The sequence below is a fragment of the Streptomyces rishiriensis genome (genome assembly GCF_003112535.1).
In the GTDB taxonomy this organism is placed as follows: Bacteria; Actinomycetota; Actinomycetes; order Streptomycetales; family Streptomycetaceae; genus Streptomyces; species Streptomyces rishiriensis.
In genome coordinates, this window is sequence record NZ_BEWA01000003.1 from 347,314 (window position 1) to 364,721 (window position 17,408).

The window sequence follows — 17,408 nt, forward strand, 5'->3', positions numbered from 1 at the left end:
GCATCGGGCAGGTGCCCTACCCGGGGGCCGCGATGAGTTTCCGGCGCGCGGACGGTCTCTCTCACATGACCGACACGACGACGACCTTCGACCTCGGGCCCCAGGCCCGGATCATCGCGCGCCTCGCGGACGGCGTGCGCGACGAGCAGCTCGCGCACGGGACGCCCTGCCCGGGCTGCGCCGTGCGCAATCTGCTCGGACACCTCACCGGTCTGTCCGTCGCCTTCCGGGACGCGGCCCGCAAGGACCTCGGCCCCACGACCGACACCCCGCCCGACGCGGCCGCGCCCGACATCGGCCCCGGCTGGCGCGGGGAACTGGCCGAAGCCCTCGACGCCCTCGTCGACGCCTGGCGCGACCCGGCCGCCCGGACCGGCATGACCCGCGCGGGCGGCGTGGACCTGCCCGGCGCGGTCGCCGCCGCCGTCGTCGCCGACGAACTGGTGATCCACGGCTGGGACCTGGCCCGGGCGACCGGCCAGGAGTACGACCCCGACCCGGCGGCGCTGTCCGCGGCCCACGGATTCCTGGCCGCCGCGGCCGACGGCGCCTCCGGCGCGGGCCCCTTCGGACCCGTGGTCCCCGTCCCGCAGGACGCCTCGCTGCTCGACCGGGCGCTCGGACTGAGCGGACGCGATCCGGGGTGGACGCCCCGTTCGTAGCGACGGGTGCATGCGGGGGCGGACGCCCCCGGGCACCCGCCCGCATGTGCGGGCCCGGGCGTCAGGAGCCCGGGGCGAGCCGTGGACGCCGGCGGGCGGTTGCCGTGGACGGACGCATTCAGGGCGCGTCCGGCGGGAGCGAAACGTACGCTCCCCACCATGCCCCTCAGCCTCACCGTCCTCGGCACCGCCTCTCCGCACCCGGGGCCGGGCCGCCCCTGCTCCGGGTATCTGCTGCGCGGCGCGGGGGCGGAGGTCTGGGTGGACGCGGGACCCGGCACGTTCGCGCAGTTGCAGCGGCACACGGACCCCGACCGGCTCACGGCGATCTGGATCTCCCACCTGCACGTCGACCACAGCGCGGACCTCCTCGCCGCCGCCTACGCGTTCGCCTTCGGCGGGATGACCCCGCCGGCCCCGATCCCGGTGTACGCGCCGCTCGACTGCGCCCGGCGGCTGGCCGGCTTCCTGGGCCGGTCGGACGTACGGTTCCTCAGCGAGTACCTCGACTTCAGGCCGCTGTTCGACGGGCACACCGTCCGGCACTGGAACCTGCGCCTCACCTCGCGCGCGGTGGCCCACGACGTCGAGGCGTACGCCCTGCGCGTCGAGTGCCAGGGCAGCGTCCTCGCGTACTCCGGTGACACCGGGCCGTGCGACGCGCTCACCGAGCTGGCCTCGGGGGCCGACCTGTTCCTGTGCGAGGCGGACCTCGACCGGCATCGCGAAGGCGAACACGAGCAGCCGGTGCACCTCACGCCCGAGGAGGCCGGTGAGGCCGCCCGCAAGGCGGGGGTGCGCGAGCTGTACGTCACCCACGTCGGCCCGACGCTGACGCGGGAGGCGGCGACCGCACGTGCCGCCGCCGTCTTCGAGGGCCCCACCCGCACGGCGCGCGAGGGCGAGACCATCCCCTTCTGACCCCACTTGTGTCCCCTTGCGCCCCGGCAACCTCGACTTCCTCTGCCGGAAGCATTGACGAAACCCGGGGCCCCTCCTACCTTCAACGCGTCGTACTTCGTACGTCATATATGAGACGCGATATGCGAGATCCGAGAGCGGATACGCGACTTCCGAGAGGCGCGCATGACCTCTGTGCCCACGCCGATCCCGTCCCGCACGCAGTACGTGCTGGAGGAGATCAAACGCCGCATCCTCACCGGGCGGCTGACGCCCGGTCAGGCTCTGGTCGAGACCGAGCTCGCCGCGCAGTTCGGGGTCTCCAAGACCCCGGTGCGCGAGGCGCTCAAGACCCTGGCCGGCACCGGCCTGGTCGTCATGAGCCAGTACAAGGGCGTCACGGTGCGCATGGTGGACGCCGACATGGCGCGCGAGGTCTACGACGTACGCCTGCTCCTCGAACCCGAGGCGCTCAGGCGGGCCGTGCGCCGGGGCGCCTCCCTGGACGCCGCACGCGAGGCGCTGACGATGGCCGACGAGGCCGCCGACACCGCCGAACGGTCCCTGGCCAACCGGGAGTTCCACCGCGCCCTGTATCTGCCGTGCGGCAACCCGCTGCTCGGCCGGATGCTCGACGAGGTCCGCGACCAGGCCGCCCTGGTCTCCGCCGTCGCCTGGGCGGCCTCGCCCTCCTGGGAGCGGGAGGCCGGCGAGCACCGCGAGATCCTGCGCCTCGCCCTGGCCGGCGACGCGGACGGCGCGGCCCGCGCCCTGCACGCCCACATCGCGTCCTTCGTGCACCGGGCGTTCCCCGACGCGGCCGGGGCGGACGCCCTCGAAGAGGCTCCGGCCGAGGAAGGTCAGCGATGAGCGGCGTGACGTTCGAGACCCAGCGTGCGGCCCTGGCCGACGTGGTGGCCATCCCGGTGACCCCGTTCGCCGAGGACGGCGCCGTCGACCGCGGCGCACACCGGGCCCTGGTGCGCCGGCTGCTCGACGGCGGGATCACCACCCTCACCCCGAACGGCAACACCGGCGAGTTCTACGCCCTCACCCCCGAGGAGCGCCGCCTGGTCGCCGAGCTGACCGTCGACGAGGCGGGGGAGCGTGCCGTGATCCTCGCCGGCGTCGGGCACGACCTGCCGACCGCCGTCGCCTCCGCCCGGCACGCCCGGGAGCTGGGCGCGCAGATGGTGATGGTCCATCAGCCCGTGCACCCCTACGTCTCGCAGAGCGGCTGGGTCGACTACCACCGGGCCATCGCCGGGGCCGTGCCCGAACTCGGCGTCGTCCCGTACATCCGCAACGCGCAGCTGCACGGCGAGCGACTGGCCGAGCTCGCCGACGACTGTCCGAACGTCATCGGCGTCAAGTACGCCGTCCCGGACGCCGCCCGCTTCGCGGCGTTCGCGCGCGACGCAGGCCTGGAGCGCTTCGTCTGGGTCGCCGGTCTCGCCGAGCCCTACGCGCCCTCCTACTTCTCCGCGGGCGCCACCGGCTTCACCTCGGGCCTGGTGAACGTCGCCCCGGCCGTCTCGCTGAACATGATCGAAGCGCTTCGATCAGGGGACTACCCGGCGGCGATGAAGGTGTGGGAACAGATCAGACGGTTCGAGGAGCTGCGGGCCGCCAACGGCTCCGCCGACAACGTCACCGTCGTCAAGGAGGCCCTTGCCTCACTCGGCCTGTGCCGGCGTGAGGTGCGTCCGCCGAGCCGGGCGCTGCCCGAGGGCGAGCGGTCCGAGGTCGCCGCGATAGCAGCGGGATGGTCCATATGAAGCGCTTCGACGATCAGGCCGGGAAACGCCCCGAGGAGCTCAGGAGCCATCAGTGGTACGGCGCGGAGGGCCTGCGTTCCTTCAGCCACCGCGCCCGCACCCGCCAGCTCGGCTACCTCCCCGAGGAGCACCTCGGCAAGCCCGTCATCGCGATCCTCAACACCTGGTCCGACATCAATCCCTGCCACGTCCACCTGCGCGACCGCGCGCAGGCCGTGAAGCGGGGCGTGTGGCAGGCGGGCGGCTTCCCCCTGGAGTTCCCGGTCTCCACGCTGAGCGAGACCTTCCAGAAGCCGACCCCGATGCTCTACCGCAACCTGCTGGCGATGGAGACCGAGGAGCTGCTGCGCTCCTACCCGGTCGACGGCGCCGTGCTGATGGGCGGCTGCGACAAGACCACCCCGGCCCTGCTGATGGGCGCGGCGAGCGTCGACCTGCCGGCCGTCTTCGTGCCCGCCGGGCCCATGCTGCCGGGCCACTGGCGCAGCGAGGTCCTCGGCTCGGGCACGGACATGTGGAAGTACTGGGACGACCGGCGGGCCGGCCTCATCGGCGACTGCGAGCTCGCCGAGCTGGAGAGCGGCCTCGCCCGCTCGCCGGGCCACTGCATGACGATGGGCACCGCGTCCACGCTGACGGCCGCGGCGGAGGCGCTGGGCGTGACGGTGCCGGGGGCGTCGAGCATCCCGGCCGTGGACTCCGGGCACGACCGGATGGCGGCCGCCGCCGGTCTGCGCATCGTCGAACTCGTCCACCGCGGGCGCCGGCTGAGCGACATCCTCACGGCGGACGCCTTCGAGGACGCGGTGACGACCGTCCTGGGCCTCGGCGGCTCGACCAACGCGGTCATCCATCTGATCGCCATGGCGGGCCGCGCGGGCGTCGAGCTCACCCTCGACGACTTCGACCGCGTCGCCCGCACGGTCCCCGTCCTCGCCAACGTCCGGCCCGGCGGCGAGAAGTACCTCATGGAGGACTTCCACTTCGCCGGCGGCCTGCCCGGCTTCCTCTCCCGGATCACGGACCTGCTCCATCTGGACCGGCCGACCGTCTCGCACGACACGATGCGCGAGCAGCTCGCCGGCGCCCGGGTGCACGACGACGACGTGATCCGCCCCCGGGACAACCCGGTGGCGGGCGAAGGCGGGGTCGCCGTGCTGCGGGGCAACCTCTGCCCGGACGGCGCGGTCATCAAGCACATCGCCGCCGAGCCCCACCTGCTCAAGCACACCGGTCCCGCGGTCGTCTTCGACGACTACCGGACCATGCAGCGCACCATCAACGACCCCGGGCTGGGGATCACCGCCGACACCGTCCTGGTCCTGCGGGGCTCCGGCCCCAAGGGCGGCCCGGGCATGCCCGAGTACGGCATGCTGCCCATCCCCGACCACCTGCTCAAGCAGGGGGTGCGGGACATGGTGCGCATCTCCGACGCCCGGATGAGCGGGACGAGTTACGGCGCGTGCGTGCTGCACGTGGCGCCCGAGTCGTACGTCGGCGGGCCCCTCGCCCTGGTCCGCACGGGCGACTCGATCACCCTCGACGTCGAGGCCCGCTCCCTGCGGCTCCATGTGGACGACGAGGAGCTGGAGCGGCGCAGGGCGCGGTGGACGCCGCCGCCCACCCGGTTCGAGCGCGGCTACGGCGCGCTCTACAACGAACAGATCACCCAGGCCGACACCGGCTGCGACTTCGCGTTCCTGGCCCGCCCCGGCAAGGTCGCGGACCCCTACGCGGGCTGACCGCCGGCTCGGGAGCGCACACGCCTGCCCATGCAGAAAGCGCTTCACCCGCACGGCGGCGCACCGCACGCGACCGCACGACGACGGACAGCACGACGCACGGACAGCACGACGGACAACGCACGCGAACGCTCGCCGCACCGAGAAACGCGCCGAGAAACGCATCGAAAGACGCGCCGAGAAACGCACTGAAAGGCGCACTGAAAGACGCGCCGAGAAACGCGCCGAGAGACGCACCGAGAACGGAGAACTGTCATGGCCCAAGCCGCAGCGGTGGCGAAACCGCCGGCGCCGCCCCGGCGGCGCCGTGCCTCCGCCACGCCCTGCAGGCTGCCGTACCTGCTGATCGCGCCGGCGGCCCTGCTGATGCTGGGCTTCATCGCCTACCCGGTCGTCAGCGTCTTCTACTACAGCCTGCAGAACTTCAACCCCACCAAGCCGTGGCGCAACGGCTACGCGGGCTTCGACAACTTCGTCCGGATCTTCACCGAGGACTCGCAGTTCCGGGACACGCTGACCTTCAGCGCGAAGTGGGTGTTCGTCGAGGTCGGACTCCAGCTGCTGTTCGGCCTGGCGCTGGCGCTGATCGTGAACCAGACCTTCGCCGGACGGGCGCTCGGCCGCGCGCTGGTGTTCTCGCCCTGGGCCGTCTCGGGCGTGCTGACCTCCGCGATCTGGGTGCTGCTCTACAACTCCCAGACCGGCGTCACCCGTTACCTCGCGGACATGGGGATCGGCGAGTACGGCGCCAGCTGGCTGTCGGACACCTCCACCGTCTTCCCGGCGGTGATCGTCGCCGACCTGTGGCGCGGCGTCCCCTTCTTCGCGATCCTCATCCTCGCCGACCTCCAGTCCGTCTCGAAGGACCTGTACGAGGCCGCCGAGGTCGACGGAGCCGGCCGGATCAAGCAGTTCTGGCACATCACCCTGCCCCACCTGAAGGACGCCATCGTCCTGTCCACGCTGCTGCGCGCGGTGTGGGAGTTCAACAACGTCGACCTGCTCTACACGCTCACCGGAGGCGGGCCCGCGGGGGAGACCACCACCCTCCCGCTCTACATCGCCAACACCAGCGTCGACGCCCACAACTTCGGCTACGCGTCCGCCCTCACCACGGTCGCGTTCGTGATCCTGCTCTTCTGCTCGATGGTCTATCTGCGGCTGAGCAAGTTCGGAGGAGGCGACAAGTGATCACCAAGGAGGCCGCCGAGGTCGCGCCGGTCCCCGTGCGCGTGCCCGCCGCGCCGGACCGGCAGCCGTCCCGCCGCAAGCGCGCCTGGGACGAGGCCCCGCGCTGGCAGATCTACCTTCCCCTGGGCATCTACCTGGTGTTCACCCTCGTCCCCTTCTACTGGATCCTGCTGTTCGCGCTCCGCCCGGCCGGCTCGACCTCGCTCGTGCCCTGGCCGATGACGTTCGACCACTTCGAGAAGGTCTGGAACGAGCGTGACTTCGGGATCTACTTCCAGAACAGCGTGATCACCGGCGTGGCCACCCTGCTGCTCACCACCGGGGTCGCCCTGGCCGGCGGCTACGCCCTCGCCCGCTTCGACTTCAGGATCAAGCGCGGGTTCATGCTCGCCCTGCTGTGCACCCAGTTCGTGCCGGGCGCGCTGCTCCTCGTGCCGCTCTTCCAGATCTTCGCCGAGCTCAAGATGATCAACTCGCTGGCCAGCGTCATCATCGCCGAGACGGTCTTCCAGCTGCCCCTGTCGATGATCCTGATCAGCGGTTTCATCCGGAACGTCCCCTATTCCCTGGAGGAGGCCGCCTGGGTCGACGGCTGCGGCCGGCTCACCGCCTTCCGCATCGTCGTCCTGCCGCTGCTGCGGCCCGGACTGATCGCCGTCGGCTCCTTCGCCTTCGTGCACGCCTGGAACCACTTCCTCTTCGCCCTGATGTTCCTCTCCGACCAGACCAAGCAGACGATCCCGGTCGGCCTGAACACCCTGATGAGCGCCGACAGCGTCGACCTGGGCGCACTGGCCGCGGGCGGCATCATCGCCGCCGTCCCCGTGGTGCTCGTCTTCGCCTTCATCCAGAAGTGGCTGATCACCGGCTTCAGCGCGGGGGCGGTGAAGGGATGAGGGCTTCCCGGGCCGCCACCGCCGCTCCCACCGCCACCGCCGCCGCCCCCGAGACGGCCCCCGTCGCCGCGGCGGACGCCGGCCGGACGCCTACCCTGCATCAAAAGATCGACGGCGCCGCGGTGACCGGCCGTGAGGCGGCATGCGGCGCGGGCGCAGGGAGGATCCCATGAACACCTCGGACACCGCCGTCCCCATCGTCCTCGCGGGCGCGCGCGGCCACGGCCGCTGGCACCTGGACAACATCCGCCGGCTCCAGGACAAGGGCATCGTCCGGCTGGCGGGCCTCTGCGAGCTGACCCCGCTGACCGCGGCCGAGATCCCCGAGGGCCTCGGCGCACCCGAGCAGTCCGCCGACTTCGGCGCGCTGCTGGAGACGACCGGCGCCCGCATCGCCGTCGTCTGCACCCCGATCCCCACCCACACCGACCTCGCGCTGACCGCGGCCGCCAAGGGCGTGCACCTGCTGCTGGAGAAGCCGCCGGCCCCGTCCTACGCGGAGTTCCGCCGGATGGCCGACGGCATCGCGCGGGCCGGCGTGGCCTGCCAGATCGGCTTCCAGTCGCTGGGCTCGCACGCCGTGCCGGCGATCCGCGCGCTGATCGAGGACGACGCGATCGGCGAGGTGAGCGGAGTCGGCGGCGCCGGAGCCTGGGCGCGCGCCCAGACGTACTACCGGCGGGCGCCCTGGGCGGGCCGGCGGCGGCTGAACGGCGTCGACGTGATCGACGGGGCCCTCACCAACCCGCTGGCGCACGCCGTCGCCACCGCCCTCGCCCTGGCCGGCGCCACCCGCGCCGAGGACGTCGCCCGCATCGAGACCGAACTGGCGCACGCCAACGCCATCGAATCCGACGACACCTCCTGCGTCCGGGTGAGCACGGCCGACGGCCGGCACGTCGTCGTCGCGGCCACGCTGTGCGCCGAGGACCCCGACGACCCGTACGTCGTCGTCCACGGCAGCCGCGGCCGGATCACCTACTGGTACAAGCAGGACCGCGTGCTGCTCCAGCGGGCCGGCCACGGCCCCGAGGAGTTCGAGTACGGCAGCACCGACCTGCTGGAGAACCTCGTCGAGCACCTCACCGACGGGACGGCGCTGCTCGTCCCGCCCGCCGCGACCGAGTCGTTCATGCGGGTCGTCGAGGCGATCCGGACGGCCCCCGACCCGGTCCAGCTGCCCGAGCGGGCCTGGCGGCTGCTGCCCGACGAGGACCGGCGCGTCGTCCCCGGCGTCGACGGCCTGGTCGCGGCCGCCGCCGACACCCTCTGCCTCTACTCCGAACTGGGCGCGCCCTGGGCGTTCCCGACCGTGCATCCGAAAGAGGTGAGCCCCTGATGACCGCACCGGCACCCGACTCACCGGTCGTCCTGCGTGTCGCGGGCCGCCCGGTCGCCCGCTACGTCATCCGCCCCGGGCTGCCCGCCCGGCTCTCCCCGCGCCCCTATCTGCACCCCGTCACCACCCTGGCCGGCACGGCGGTCACCGAGTTCAGCCCCGCCGACCACACCCACCACCTCGGCGTCGGTGTAGCCGTACCCGACGTCGAGGGGCACAACTTCTGGGGCGGCCGCACCTACGTCCGCGACCGGGGCCCGACCGAGCTGGACGATCACGGCGCCCAGCGGCACGGCTCGTTCCAGCTGCGCGATCCCGACGGCTTCGTGGAGGAGCTGCACTGGGTCGCCTCGGGAACCGAGCTGCTGCGTGAGCGCCGTACGGTGGCGGCCACCGAACTCACCTCCTCCGCCTGGGCGTTGGACTTCACCTTCTCCCTGACCAACGTGACGTCCGGCCCGCTGTCCATCGGCAGCCCGGCGACGAACGGACGCCCCGGAGCGGCCTACGGAGGCTTCTTCTGGCGGGCCAGGAAACAGGACGCGCCCCCCGAGGTCTTCACCGCGGTCGCCGAGGGCGAGGCGGCCGTCCACGGCGCCCGCGCCGACTGGCTCGCCCTGACCGGACAGGGCTCCCCGCGCGCGGCCGGCGCCGGGAGCGGGGGAGGGTGGACCCTCGTCTTCGCGGGCGCCACCGACGCCACCCGCCGCGACCCCTGGTTCGTGCGCACCGCCGAGTACCCGGGCGTCGGATCCTCCCTCGCCTCCGCCGCGCGGCTGCCGATCCCGCCCGGCGGGACGGCCGTGCGCCGGATCGTCACCGTCGTCGCCGACGGCCGGCTCAACCGGGACGAGGCTGCGGCCCTCGTGCGAAAGGCGGTCAGCCAATGAGGCAGGAGCAGCACGAGCAGCACGAGCAGCACGAGCAGCGGGAGCAGCACGAGCAGCGGGAGCAGCCGGAGCAGCGCGCGACGCACGGGACGGGCAGGACCGGCGGGGCGGACGAGACGTACGCGGCGGCCGCGGAGGGGGCGACGGACGAGACGTACACGAACCCGATCCTGGACGCCGACTGGTCCGATCCCGACGTGGTGCGCGTCGGCGACGACTTCCACCTCACCGCCTCCAGCTTCGGCCGCGCGCCCGGCCTGCCGCTGCTGCACTCGCGCGACCTGGTCAACTGGACGTTGGTCGGCCACGCCCTCGAACGCCTCGAACCGGCCGACGAGTTCAGGACCCCGCGCCACGACTGCGGGGTCTGGGCACCCGCCCTGCGCCACCACGACGACCGCTTCTGGATCTTCTGGGGCGACCCGGACCGGGGCATCTTCCAGGTCAACGCCCCTGAATTCAGGGGACCTTGGACCCGCCCGCAGCTGGTGAAGGAGGGCAAGGGGCTCATCGATCCCTGCCCGCTGTGGGACGAGGAGACCGGCGAGGCCTATCTGGTGCACGCCTGGGCGAAGTCCCGGGCGGGCGTGAAGAACAGGCTCACCGGCCACCGTATGCACCCCGCGGGGACGGCCGTCCTGGACGAGGGCAAGGTGATCGTCGACGGGGACCGGATCCCCGGCTGGTTCACCCTCGAAGGACCGAAGCTCTACCGGCACGACGGCTGGTTCTTCGTCCTCGCCCCGGCGGGCGGGGTGGAGACCGGCTGGCAGGGCGCCTTACGCGCCCGCGACTTCTTCGGTCCCTACGAGGAGCGCATCGTCCTGGAGCAGGGGGACACCGACGTCAACGGCCCCCACCAGGGCGGCTGGGTGCGCACCCGGTCCGGCGAGGACTGGTTCGTGCACTTCCAGCAGCGCGGCGCCTACGGCAGGGTCGTCCATCTGCAGCCGATGCGGTGGAGCCCGGACGGGTGGCCGGTCATCGGCGACGAGGGCGCCCCCGTCCCGGAACACCGGCGGCCCGCGCTGCCCGCACAGCCACCGGCCGCGCCCGCCGTCGACGACGACTTCCCCGGCGGACGCTTCGGCCGCCAGTGGTCGTGGACGGCCAACCCCCGGGACGGCTGGGCGATCCGGCACTCCGCCGACGGGCTGCGGCTGGCCTGCGCACGGACGGCCGGCGCGCACGATCTGCGCACCCTGCCGAACGTCCTCACCCAGCGGCTGCCGGGCCGTCCCTCGGCCGTCGAGGTGGGCCTGCGGCTGCACAGCGAGGAGCCGGGGGCCCGCGCCGGACTCACGGTCCTCGGGGACGCGTTCGGCTGGATCGGCCTTCAGCGCGCCGCCGACGGCGGCGTCCACCTGGTGCACCGCTTCGCCGAGCCGGTGGCCGATCGGGAACGGGACGCCGCCCACCCCCTGTCCGTTCCCGAGGGCCGGGTACGGCTGCGGATCGAGATCGGCGCCGGAGCGCGGTGCCGTTTCGCGTACGACGTCGGCGACGGCCCGGTGCGCTCGGGCCCGGTCTTCGCCGCCACCCCCTGGCGCTGGGTCGGCGCCCTGCTCGGCCTCTTCGCCCTCGCGCCCCTCGGAACGGGCGACGCGGGGGCGGCCACGTTCGACGAGTTCCGGATCAGACCGCTCTGACTCCTCTGACCCCTCTGTTCTGTACGCCCTTGGGAGCCGCAATGACGCACTTCCATAGCAAGCGCTTGCCGAGTCCGGTCGCGGTCCTGTCGACCGCCCCGACGGTCCCGGCGGCGGACCCTGCGGCTCCTGCTGCCCCTGCGCCCCCTGCGGCGGCCTCGGCCGCCCGCGTGCCCTCGACGGCCCCCGTGTCCTCGGCCGCCCGCCGGCGAAGGCGTACACCGTGGCGGACTGCCTCCGCTGTGCGGACGGACGGCCGGGCGCCGCACGGCCGCACGGCCCACTGACCCCCCACAACTTCATATGTCCGTTGGGATCCAGAACCAGAAGAAGAGAGCCGACCACATGAAGAGCAGCATCCGCAGAAGCAGGCGAGCCGCCCTGGCCGTCGCCCTGGGTTCCGTGCTCGCGCTGACCGCCACGGCCTGCGGCGACGACGGCAGCGGCGCGGCCGGGGACAAGGGAGGCGATGGCTCCGGCAAGGGGGAGATCACCTTCTGGGACAACAACGGCGGCGTGCGCACCGACGTCTGGAAGGAGATCATCGCCGACTTCGAGAAGGCGAACCCGGACATCAAGGTCAAGTACGTAGGGGTGCCGTCCGACAGCGTCCAGTCCAAGTACGACACGGCCATCCAGGGCGGCGGGCTGCCCGACGTCGGCGGCGTGGGCACCGCGATGCTCGCCGAGATCGCCGCGCAGGGCGCCCTCGAACCGCTGGACAGCCGCCTGGCGAAGAGCGAGCTGGGCGGCCAGCTGAACGCGAAGTTCCTGGACGGCGTCAGGGCCGCCGGGATCGACGGCAAGACGTACAGCGTGCCGACCTCCGCCAACAACGGCACCCTCTGGTACCGCACGGACCTCTTCCAGAAGGCGGGCCTGCAGGCCCCGACCACCTGGACGAAGTTCTACGAGGCCGCCGACAAGCTGACCGACAAGGACAAGAACGCCTTCGGCTACACCATCCGCGGCGGCTCCGGGTCGATCGCCCAGGCACTCGACGCGACCTACGGGCAGAGCGGCATCACCGAGTTCTGGAACGGCGACAAGACCACCGTCAACGACCCGAAGAACGTGGCCGCGCTGGAGAAGTACGTCGGCCTGTACAAGAAGGACACCCCGTCCGCCGACGTCAACAACGACTTCACCAAGATGGTCGCCCAGTGGGACTCCGGCACCATCGGCATGCTGAGCCACAACCTGGGCTCCTTCGGCGACCACCAGAAGGCGCTGGCCGGCAAGTTCAAGGGCATCCCCGCGCCGACGCAGGACGACGGCACCCGGGTGCAGGTGTCCAACCCGGTCGACGGACTGGGCCTGTTCAAGTCGAGCAAGAACAAGACCGCCGCGTGGAAGTTCATCGAGTTCGCCGCCTCGCACGAGTCGAACAGCAAGTGGAACAAGACGGCGGGACAGGTGCCGGCCAACCTGGAGGCCGCGCAGGACAGCTGGGTGCAGGCCTCCGAGCCGACCAGGCTGGCCGCCGAGGCGCTGACGGGCGCCACCACGAAGATCGTGCAGCTGCCCTACTACCTGCCCGACTGGAACACGATCTCCAAGGCCGACAACGAGCCGAACTTCCAGAAGGTGCTGCTGGGCAAGCAGAGCGCGAAGGACTTCCTGGACACGCTGGCCGACCAGCTGAACGCCGCGCAGGCCGACTGGAAGAAGAACCACAAATAGTCCGGGCCGACGCGGTCACGGGGTGACCGCGCGCCGGCCGTCACCGGCCGCGCGGTCCCCCCACGCCTCCGCCCCCACCGATCGACCCCTCGAAAGGTGCATGTCGTGTCCCTGACCCGCAGACAGGTCACCTCGGCGGCGCTCGCCGCCCTCCCGCTCGGGGCGGCGGCCGCCGCGCCCGCCCACGCCGGCGCCCGCCGGCCGAGGACCGTCTACATCGCCGGCGACTCCACCGCCGCCCAGAAGTACTCCGACGCCGCGCCCGAGACCGGGTGGGGCATGGCGCTCCCCTTCTTCCTGCGGTCCGGTCTGCCCGTCGCCAACCACGCGGTGAACGGGCGCAGTTCCAAGAGCTTCGTCGACGAGGGCCGGCTCGACGCTGTGCTCGCCGCGATCCGGCCGGGGGACTTCCTCCTCGTCCAGTTCGCGCACAACGACGAGAAGACCACCGACCCCACCCGCTACACCGAGCCCTGGACGACGTACCAGGAGTATCTGCGCAGGTACATCGACGGCGCCCGGGCCAAGGGCGCGCGGCCCGTGCTGGCCACACCGGTCGAGCGGCGCAGGTTCGACGCGGCGGGCGACGCCCAGCCCACGCACGGGGAGTACCCCGCCGCCATGCGCGCCCTGGCCGCCGAGGAGGGGGTGGCGCTGCTCGACGTCCAGGCGCTGTCGCTGGCGCTCTGGCAGCGGCTGGGCGTGGAAGCGACGAAGACGTACTTCAACTGGACCGCGACCGAGCAGGACAACACCCACTTCAATCCGCCGGGCGCGATCGCCGTGGCACGGCTCGTCGCACGGGAGCTCGTGCGCACGCGGGTGCTCGCGCCGCATGACGTGATCCGGCTGCACGACGCGGTCCCCGCGTCCTGGATCACCTGGCCCGCGCCCCTTTCGTAACCGTTCTCGCGACAACTGCACCGCCTTTCCTCAGAGGAGACCCGCACAGTGCGTACACAGTCATGTCATGCACGCGTCATAGGAGCCCTGGTGGGATGCACCGCGCTGGTGCTGTCCGTCACCGCGACGGCCTCCGCCCAGGCCGAGTCCCGTTCCCCGTCCCGCGACCTCGGTCGGCAGGTCCTGGGCGCGAACGACGGCTGGGCCGCCTACGGGACCGGCACCACGGGCGGGGCGGCCGCCGACGCCGCCCACGTGTACACGGTCACCACCTGGGCCGAGTTCAAGGCCGCCCTCGCCGCCGGAGGCTCCGCGCCGAAGATCGTGAAGGTGAAGGGCGTGATCGACGCCGTCGCCGAGGGATGCGACGCCTTCGCCGCGCCCGGCTACGACTTCGACGCCTATCTCGCCAAGTACGCGCCCGGGACCTGGGGCCTGGACACCGACCTGAGCGCCGAGCCCGACGACAGCCCGGAGGGGCTGCGACGCGCCTCCGCCGCCGCCCAGGACCAGGCCATCAAGGCGAACGTCCCCGCCAACACCACCATCGTCGGCGTCGGGCGCAACGCCGGCTTCAAGGGCGCCAGCCTGCAGATCAAGGCCGTCGACAACGTGATCGTCCGCAACCTGGCCTTCGAGTCGCCCATCGACTGCTTCCCGCAGTGGGATCCGACCGACGGGTCCAAGGGCAACTGGAACTCCGAGTACGACACCGCCGTCGTCTACGGCTCCACCCATGTGTGGCTGGACCACAACACGTTCACCGACGGCTCGCACCCGGACAGCGCCGCGCCGACCTACTTCGGCATGCTCTACCAGCAGCACGACGGCGAACTGGACATCGTGCGCGGCGCCGACCTCGTCACCGCCTCCTGGAACGCCTTCACCGAGCACGACAAGACGATCCTCATCGGCAACAGCGACAGCGAGTCGACGGCGGCCGGGGACCGCGGGCACCTGAGGGCGACCTTCCACCACAACCTGTTCTCCGGCCTCGTCGAGCGCGCCCCCCGCGTCCGCTTCGGGCAGGTCGACTCCTACAACAACCACTTCGTCGCCGACGGCGGCTACTCCTACAGCTTCGGCATCGGCAAGGAGTCCCGACTGGTCGCCGAGCACAACGCGTTCACGCTCCCGCAGGGGATCAGCGCGGCCAAGGTGCTCAAGCGGTGGAACGTCTCGCCGCTGACCGCCGCCGACAACTACGTCAACGGCGTGCAGACCGACCTGATCGCCGTGCACAACGCCGAGATCCCGGCCGAGACCCTTCAGTCCGACGCCGGATGGACGCCCACCCTGCGCACCGGGATCGACCCGGCGAAGGCGGTCCCCCGGATCGTCGACTGCGGAGCGGGCGCCGGCCGCCTCGGCTGACCGTACGACGGCCGGGGCGGCGCCCACCGCCCCGGCCCCTGCCCGCGCGCCCCTCCCCGCCCGCACTCATCCCCGCCCGCACTCCGCCCGCGCCCTTCCCGCGCCGGCGCACCGCCCGCCGTACCGCGAAGGAGCACCCGCATGCCCTCGCCCCACCCCCGACGTCCCCTGTCCAGAAGGCAATTCCTCGCCGCGAGCGCCGGCACGGCCGCCGCGCTCGGCCTGACCGCGTCGCCCGCGCGTGCCGCAGCCGGTCCGCGCCCGTTCGGCCGCCACGGCTCCCCGGCCGCCCGCCGCACGCCCCGCACCCTGTACGTCGACCCGCTCGGCCGGGGCGACCACACCACCGTCCGGGACGCCGTCGCAGCCGCCGCCGGCAGCGGCTGGACCCTGGTCCTCGCACCCGGCTCCTACCGGGAGACGGTCGTCCTCGACGCCACTCGCACCGACGCCACCTGGATCGGCGCGTCCGAGGACCCGCGTGACGTCGTGATCGTCTACGACAACGCGGCCGGCACCCCCAAGCCCGGAGGCGGCGTCCTCGGCACCACCGGCTCGGCCACCACGACCCTGCAGGCCGACGGCTTCACCGCCCGCTGGATCACCTTCGCCAATGACTGGCTGCGCGCCGACCACCCCGACGTCACCGGCACCCAGGCCGTCGCCGTCAAGGTCCAGGGAGACCGCTGCGCCTTCCACCACTGCCGCTTCCTCGGCCACCAGGACACCCTGTACGCCGACTCCCTCGCCCTCACCGCCTTCGCCCGCCAGTACTACGCGCACTGTGATGCCGAGGGGGACGTCGACTTCGTCTTCGGCCGGGCCACGGCCGTCTACGAGCACTGCCACTTCCGCACCCTGAACCGTACCGACCTGACCGCCGCCCCCTACGGCTTCGTCTTCGCCCCCTCGACGGCCGGCGCGAACCCGCACGGGTACCTGGTCGTCCACAGCCGGATCAGCAGTGAGGCGCCGGACGCGTCCTACAAGCTGGCCCGCCCCTGGGTGCCCAGCTCCGACACCACCGCCCGCCCGAGCCTCGTCGTCCGCGACACCCGTCTGGACGCCGGAATCGACGCGGTCGCGCCCTACACGAACATGTCGGCCTCCTTCCCCTGGCAGAGCCAGCGGTTCGCCGAGTACCGCAACAGCGGGCCCGGAGCGCGGATCACCGTCTCCGAGAACCGTCCCCAACTCACCGCCGAACAGGCGCGATCGGCTTCCCGTGCGGCCTACCTCGGCGACTGGGAGCCCTGGCGGGGGGAGTGCTGAGATGCTGCGCCGACGCACCCTCCTCGCGGGCCTGGCGGGCGGCCTGACGGTCGCCGCCGCCGGCGCCCCCGCGCCCGCCCTCACGGGCACGGGCCGCCGTGTGCTGCACGTCCGCCCCGGCGACTCCCTCCAGGCCGCCGTGGACGCCGTCGACGGACCCGGCCGGACGATCGTCGTGCACCCCGGCACCTACCGCGAGGTCGTCGACGTGCCACCCGACAAGGAGGAGTTGACGATCCGCGGCGCCTCCCGCGACCCGCGCGCCGCGGTCCTCGTCTTCGACAACGCGGCCGGGACGCCGAAGCCCGACGGGTCAGGCGCCTACGGCACGGCCGGCTCCGCCACCTTCACCTCCGCCGCGCCCGGCCTCACCGTCCGCGACCTCACCCTCGCCAACGACTGGCTGCGCGCCGACCACCCGGACATCACCGGCACCCAGGCGGTGGCTGCCCACGTCACCGGCGACCGCACGCACTTCGACCACGTCCGCCTCCTCGCCCACCAGGACACCCTCTTCGCGGACACCACCGCGCTGGACGCCTTCGACCGCCAGTACTTCCACCGCTGCTACATCGAGGGCGACGTCGACTTCGTCTTCGGACGCGGCCGGGCCGTCTTCGACGCCTGCCACTTCCACACCCTCCAGCGGGACGTGCCCTTCACCCCCAAGGGCATGGTCTTCGCCCCGGCCACCGCCCGGGCGAACCCCTACGGCTTCCTCGCCACGCGCGGCCGGATCACCTCCGGCGCGCAGGACGCCGCCTACAAGATCGCCAGGCCCTGGGTGCCGTCGTACGAGACGACCGCCTGGCCCTCGCTCGTCGTGCGGGACACCTGGATCGGCCCGGGGATCGACGCGGTGACCCCGTACGTCAGCATGCGCGACGCCTATCCGTGGCAGACCATGCGTTTTCGTGAGCACGCCAACTCCGGTCCGGGCGCGCTCGTTCCGGTGCCGGAGAACCGGCCGCAGCTGACCGCCGCGGAGGCGGCGGCGCACACCCGGCGCACGTATCTGGGGGACTGGCGGCCGTATGAGCGCTGCGCACCGCCCGGCGGTCCCGTCACGCCGAGGAACGGTCGCCCCTGAACCCCTCTCCCCACTTCTCCCCCCACCCCTCCCGAACGA

The 17,408-nt window shown here is 72.5% G+C and carries 15 protein-coding genes; all 15 read left to right on the forward strand.

Annotation, left to right across the window (positions count from 1 at the left end; translation table 11 throughout):
- Positions 1 to 65 precede the first annotated feature (65 nt).
- The 15 genes from Sri02f_RS06390 to Sri02f_RS06460 all read left to right on the forward strand — a co-directional run bounded on the left by Sri02f_RS06390 (position 66) and on the right by Sri02f_RS06460 (position 17,369).
- The gene (locus Sri02f_RS06390; RefSeq protein ID WP_109000082.1) at positions 66 to 662 is read left to right on the forward strand and encodes a TIGR03086 family metal-binding protein; all 597 of its coding nucleotides are present in this window, start codon (positions 66 to 68) and stop codon (positions 660 to 662) included.
- 159 nt (positions 663 to 821) lie between these two features.
- Positions 822 to 1,583, forward strand: coding sequence for an MBL fold metallo-hydrolase (locus Sri02f_RS06395; RefSeq protein WP_109000083.1), 762 nt, complete (start codon positions 822 to 824; stop codon positions 1,581 to 1,583).
- 165 nt (positions 1,584 to 1,748) lie between these two features.
- The gene (locus Sri02f_RS06400) at positions 1,749 to 2,432 is read left to right on the forward strand and encodes a GntR family transcriptional regulator (RefSeq protein WP_109000084.1); all 684 of its coding nucleotides are present in this window, start codon (positions 1,749 to 1,751) and stop codon (positions 2,430 to 2,432) included.
- A complete protein-coding gene (locus tag Sri02f_RS06405) occupies positions 2,429 to 3,340 on the forward strand; it encodes a dihydrodipicolinate synthase family protein (protein WP_109000085.1) in 912 nt (303 codons plus the stop codon). The genes Sri02f_RS06400 and Sri02f_RS06405 overlap by 4 nt, the downstream gene beginning before the upstream one ends.
- Positions 3,337 to 5,082 (forward strand): L-arabinonate dehydratase, encoded by a 1,746-nt coding sequence (gene araD / locus Sri02f_RS06410; RefSeq protein WP_109000086.1) that lies wholly within the window; start codon positions 3,337 to 3,339, stop codon positions 5,080 to 5,082. Before Sri02f_RS06405 ends, araD begins: the two co-directional genes overlap by 4 nt.
- 255 nt (positions 5,083 to 5,337) lie before the next feature.
- A complete protein-coding gene (locus Sri02f_RS06415) occupies positions 5,338 to 6,273 on the forward strand; it encodes a carbohydrate ABC transporter permease (RefSeq protein WP_109000087.1) in 936 nt (311 codons plus the stop codon).
- Complete coding sequence (locus tag Sri02f_RS06420; RefSeq protein ID WP_109000088.1) at positions 6,270 to 7,169, forward strand: carbohydrate ABC transporter permease; 900 nt, start codon at positions 6,270 to 6,272, stop codon at positions 7,167 to 7,169. Before Sri02f_RS06415 ends, Sri02f_RS06420 begins: the two co-directional genes overlap by 4 nt.
- A 169-nt stretch (positions 7,170 to 7,338) precedes the next feature.
- Positions 7,339 to 8,508: a Gfo/Idh/MocA family protein gene (locus Sri02f_RS06425; RefSeq protein ID WP_109000089.1), complete on the forward strand. Its 1,170-nt coding sequence runs from the start codon at positions 7,339 to 7,341 to the stop codon at positions 8,506 to 8,508.
- Entirely contained in the window at positions 8,508 to 9,398 is an 891-nt protein-coding gene (locus tag Sri02f_RS06430; RefSeq protein WP_109000090.1) for a DUF6807 domain-containing protein, read from the forward strand. Before Sri02f_RS06425 ends, Sri02f_RS06430 begins: the two co-directional genes overlap by 1 nt.
- On the forward strand, positions 9,395 to 11,047 hold the full coding sequence (locus tag Sri02f_RS06435) for a glycoside hydrolase family 43 protein (protein WP_109000091.1): 1,653 nt from the start codon (positions 9,395 to 9,397) through the stop codon (positions 11,045 to 11,047). Before Sri02f_RS06430 ends, Sri02f_RS06435 begins: the two co-directional genes overlap by 4 nt.
- Before the next feature lie 345 nt (positions 11,048 to 11,392).
- Complete coding sequence (locus Sri02f_RS06440; protein WP_109000213.1) at positions 11,393 to 12,730, forward strand: ABC transporter substrate-binding protein; 1,338 nt, start codon at positions 11,393 to 11,395, stop codon at positions 12,728 to 12,730.
- A 105-nt stretch (positions 12,731 to 12,835) separates the two neighbouring features.
- Complete coding sequence (locus Sri02f_RS06445) at positions 12,836 to 13,633, forward strand: rhamnogalacturonan acetylesterase (protein WP_109000092.1); 798 nt, start codon at positions 12,836 to 12,838, stop codon at positions 13,631 to 13,633.
- 48 nt (positions 13,634 to 13,681) lie between these two features.
- Positions 13,682 to 15,007: a pectate lyase family protein gene (locus Sri02f_RS06450; RefSeq protein ID WP_109000093.1), complete on the forward strand. Its 1,326-nt coding sequence runs from the start codon at positions 13,682 to 13,684 to the stop codon at positions 15,005 to 15,007.
- Positions 15,008 to 15,148: 141 nt separating this feature from the next.
- On the forward strand, positions 15,149 to 16,279 hold the full coding sequence (locus Sri02f_RS06455; protein ID WP_109000094.1) for a pectinesterase family protein: 1,131 nt from the start codon (positions 15,149 to 15,151) through the stop codon (positions 16,277 to 16,279).
- A 4-nt stretch (positions 16,280 to 16,283) separates the two neighbouring features.
- Positions 16,284 to 17,369: a pectinesterase family protein gene (locus Sri02f_RS06460; protein ID WP_109000214.1), complete on the forward strand. Its 1,086-nt coding sequence runs from the start codon at positions 16,284 to 16,286 to the stop codon at positions 17,367 to 17,369.
- Positions 17,370 to 17,408: the final 39 nt, after the last annotated feature.

Bases quoted from the DNA above. Each gene is read 5' to 3' on its own strand.
- Sri02f_RS06390 (WP_109000082.1), top strand. From the start codon at position 66: ATGACCGACACGACGACGACCTTCGACCTCGGGCCCCAGGCCCGGATC.
- Sri02f_RS06395 (WP_109000083.1), top strand. From the start codon at position 822: ATGCCCCTCAGCCTCACCGTCCTCGGCACCGCCTCTCCGCACCCGGGG.
- Sri02f_RS06400 (WP_109000084.1), top strand. From the start codon at position 1,749: ATGACCTCTGTGCCCACGCCGATCCCGTCCCGCACGCAGTACGTGCTG.
- Sri02f_RS06405 (WP_109000085.1), top strand. From the start codon at position 2,429: ATGAGCGGCGTGACGTTCGAGACCCAGCGTGCGGCCCTGGCCGACGTG.
- araD (WP_109000086.1), top strand. From the start codon at position 3,337: ATGAAGCGCTTCGACGATCAGGCCGGGAAACGCCCCGAGGAGCTCAGG.
- Sri02f_RS06415 (WP_109000087.1), top strand. From the start codon at position 5,338: ATGGCCCAAGCCGCAGCGGTGGCGAAACCGCCGGCGCCGCCCCGGCGG.
- Sri02f_RS06425 (WP_109000089.1), top strand. From the start codon at position 7,339: ATGAACACCTCGGACACCGCCGTCCCCATCGTCCTCGCGGGCGCGCGC.
- Sri02f_RS06430 (WP_109000090.1), top strand. From the start codon at position 8,508: ATGACCGCACCGGCACCCGACTCACCGGTCGTCCTGCGTGTCGCGGGC.
- Sri02f_RS06435 (WP_109000091.1), top strand. From the start codon at position 9,395: ATGAGGCAGGAGCAGCACGAGCAGCACGAGCAGCACGAGCAGCGGGAG.
- Sri02f_RS06440 (WP_109000213.1), top strand. From the start codon at position 11,393: ATGAAGAGCAGCATCCGCAGAAGCAGGCGAGCCGCCCTGGCCGTCGCC.
- Sri02f_RS06455 (WP_109000094.1), top strand. From the start codon at position 15,149: ATGCCCTCGCCCCACCCCCGACGTCCCCTGTCCAGAAGGCAATTCCTC.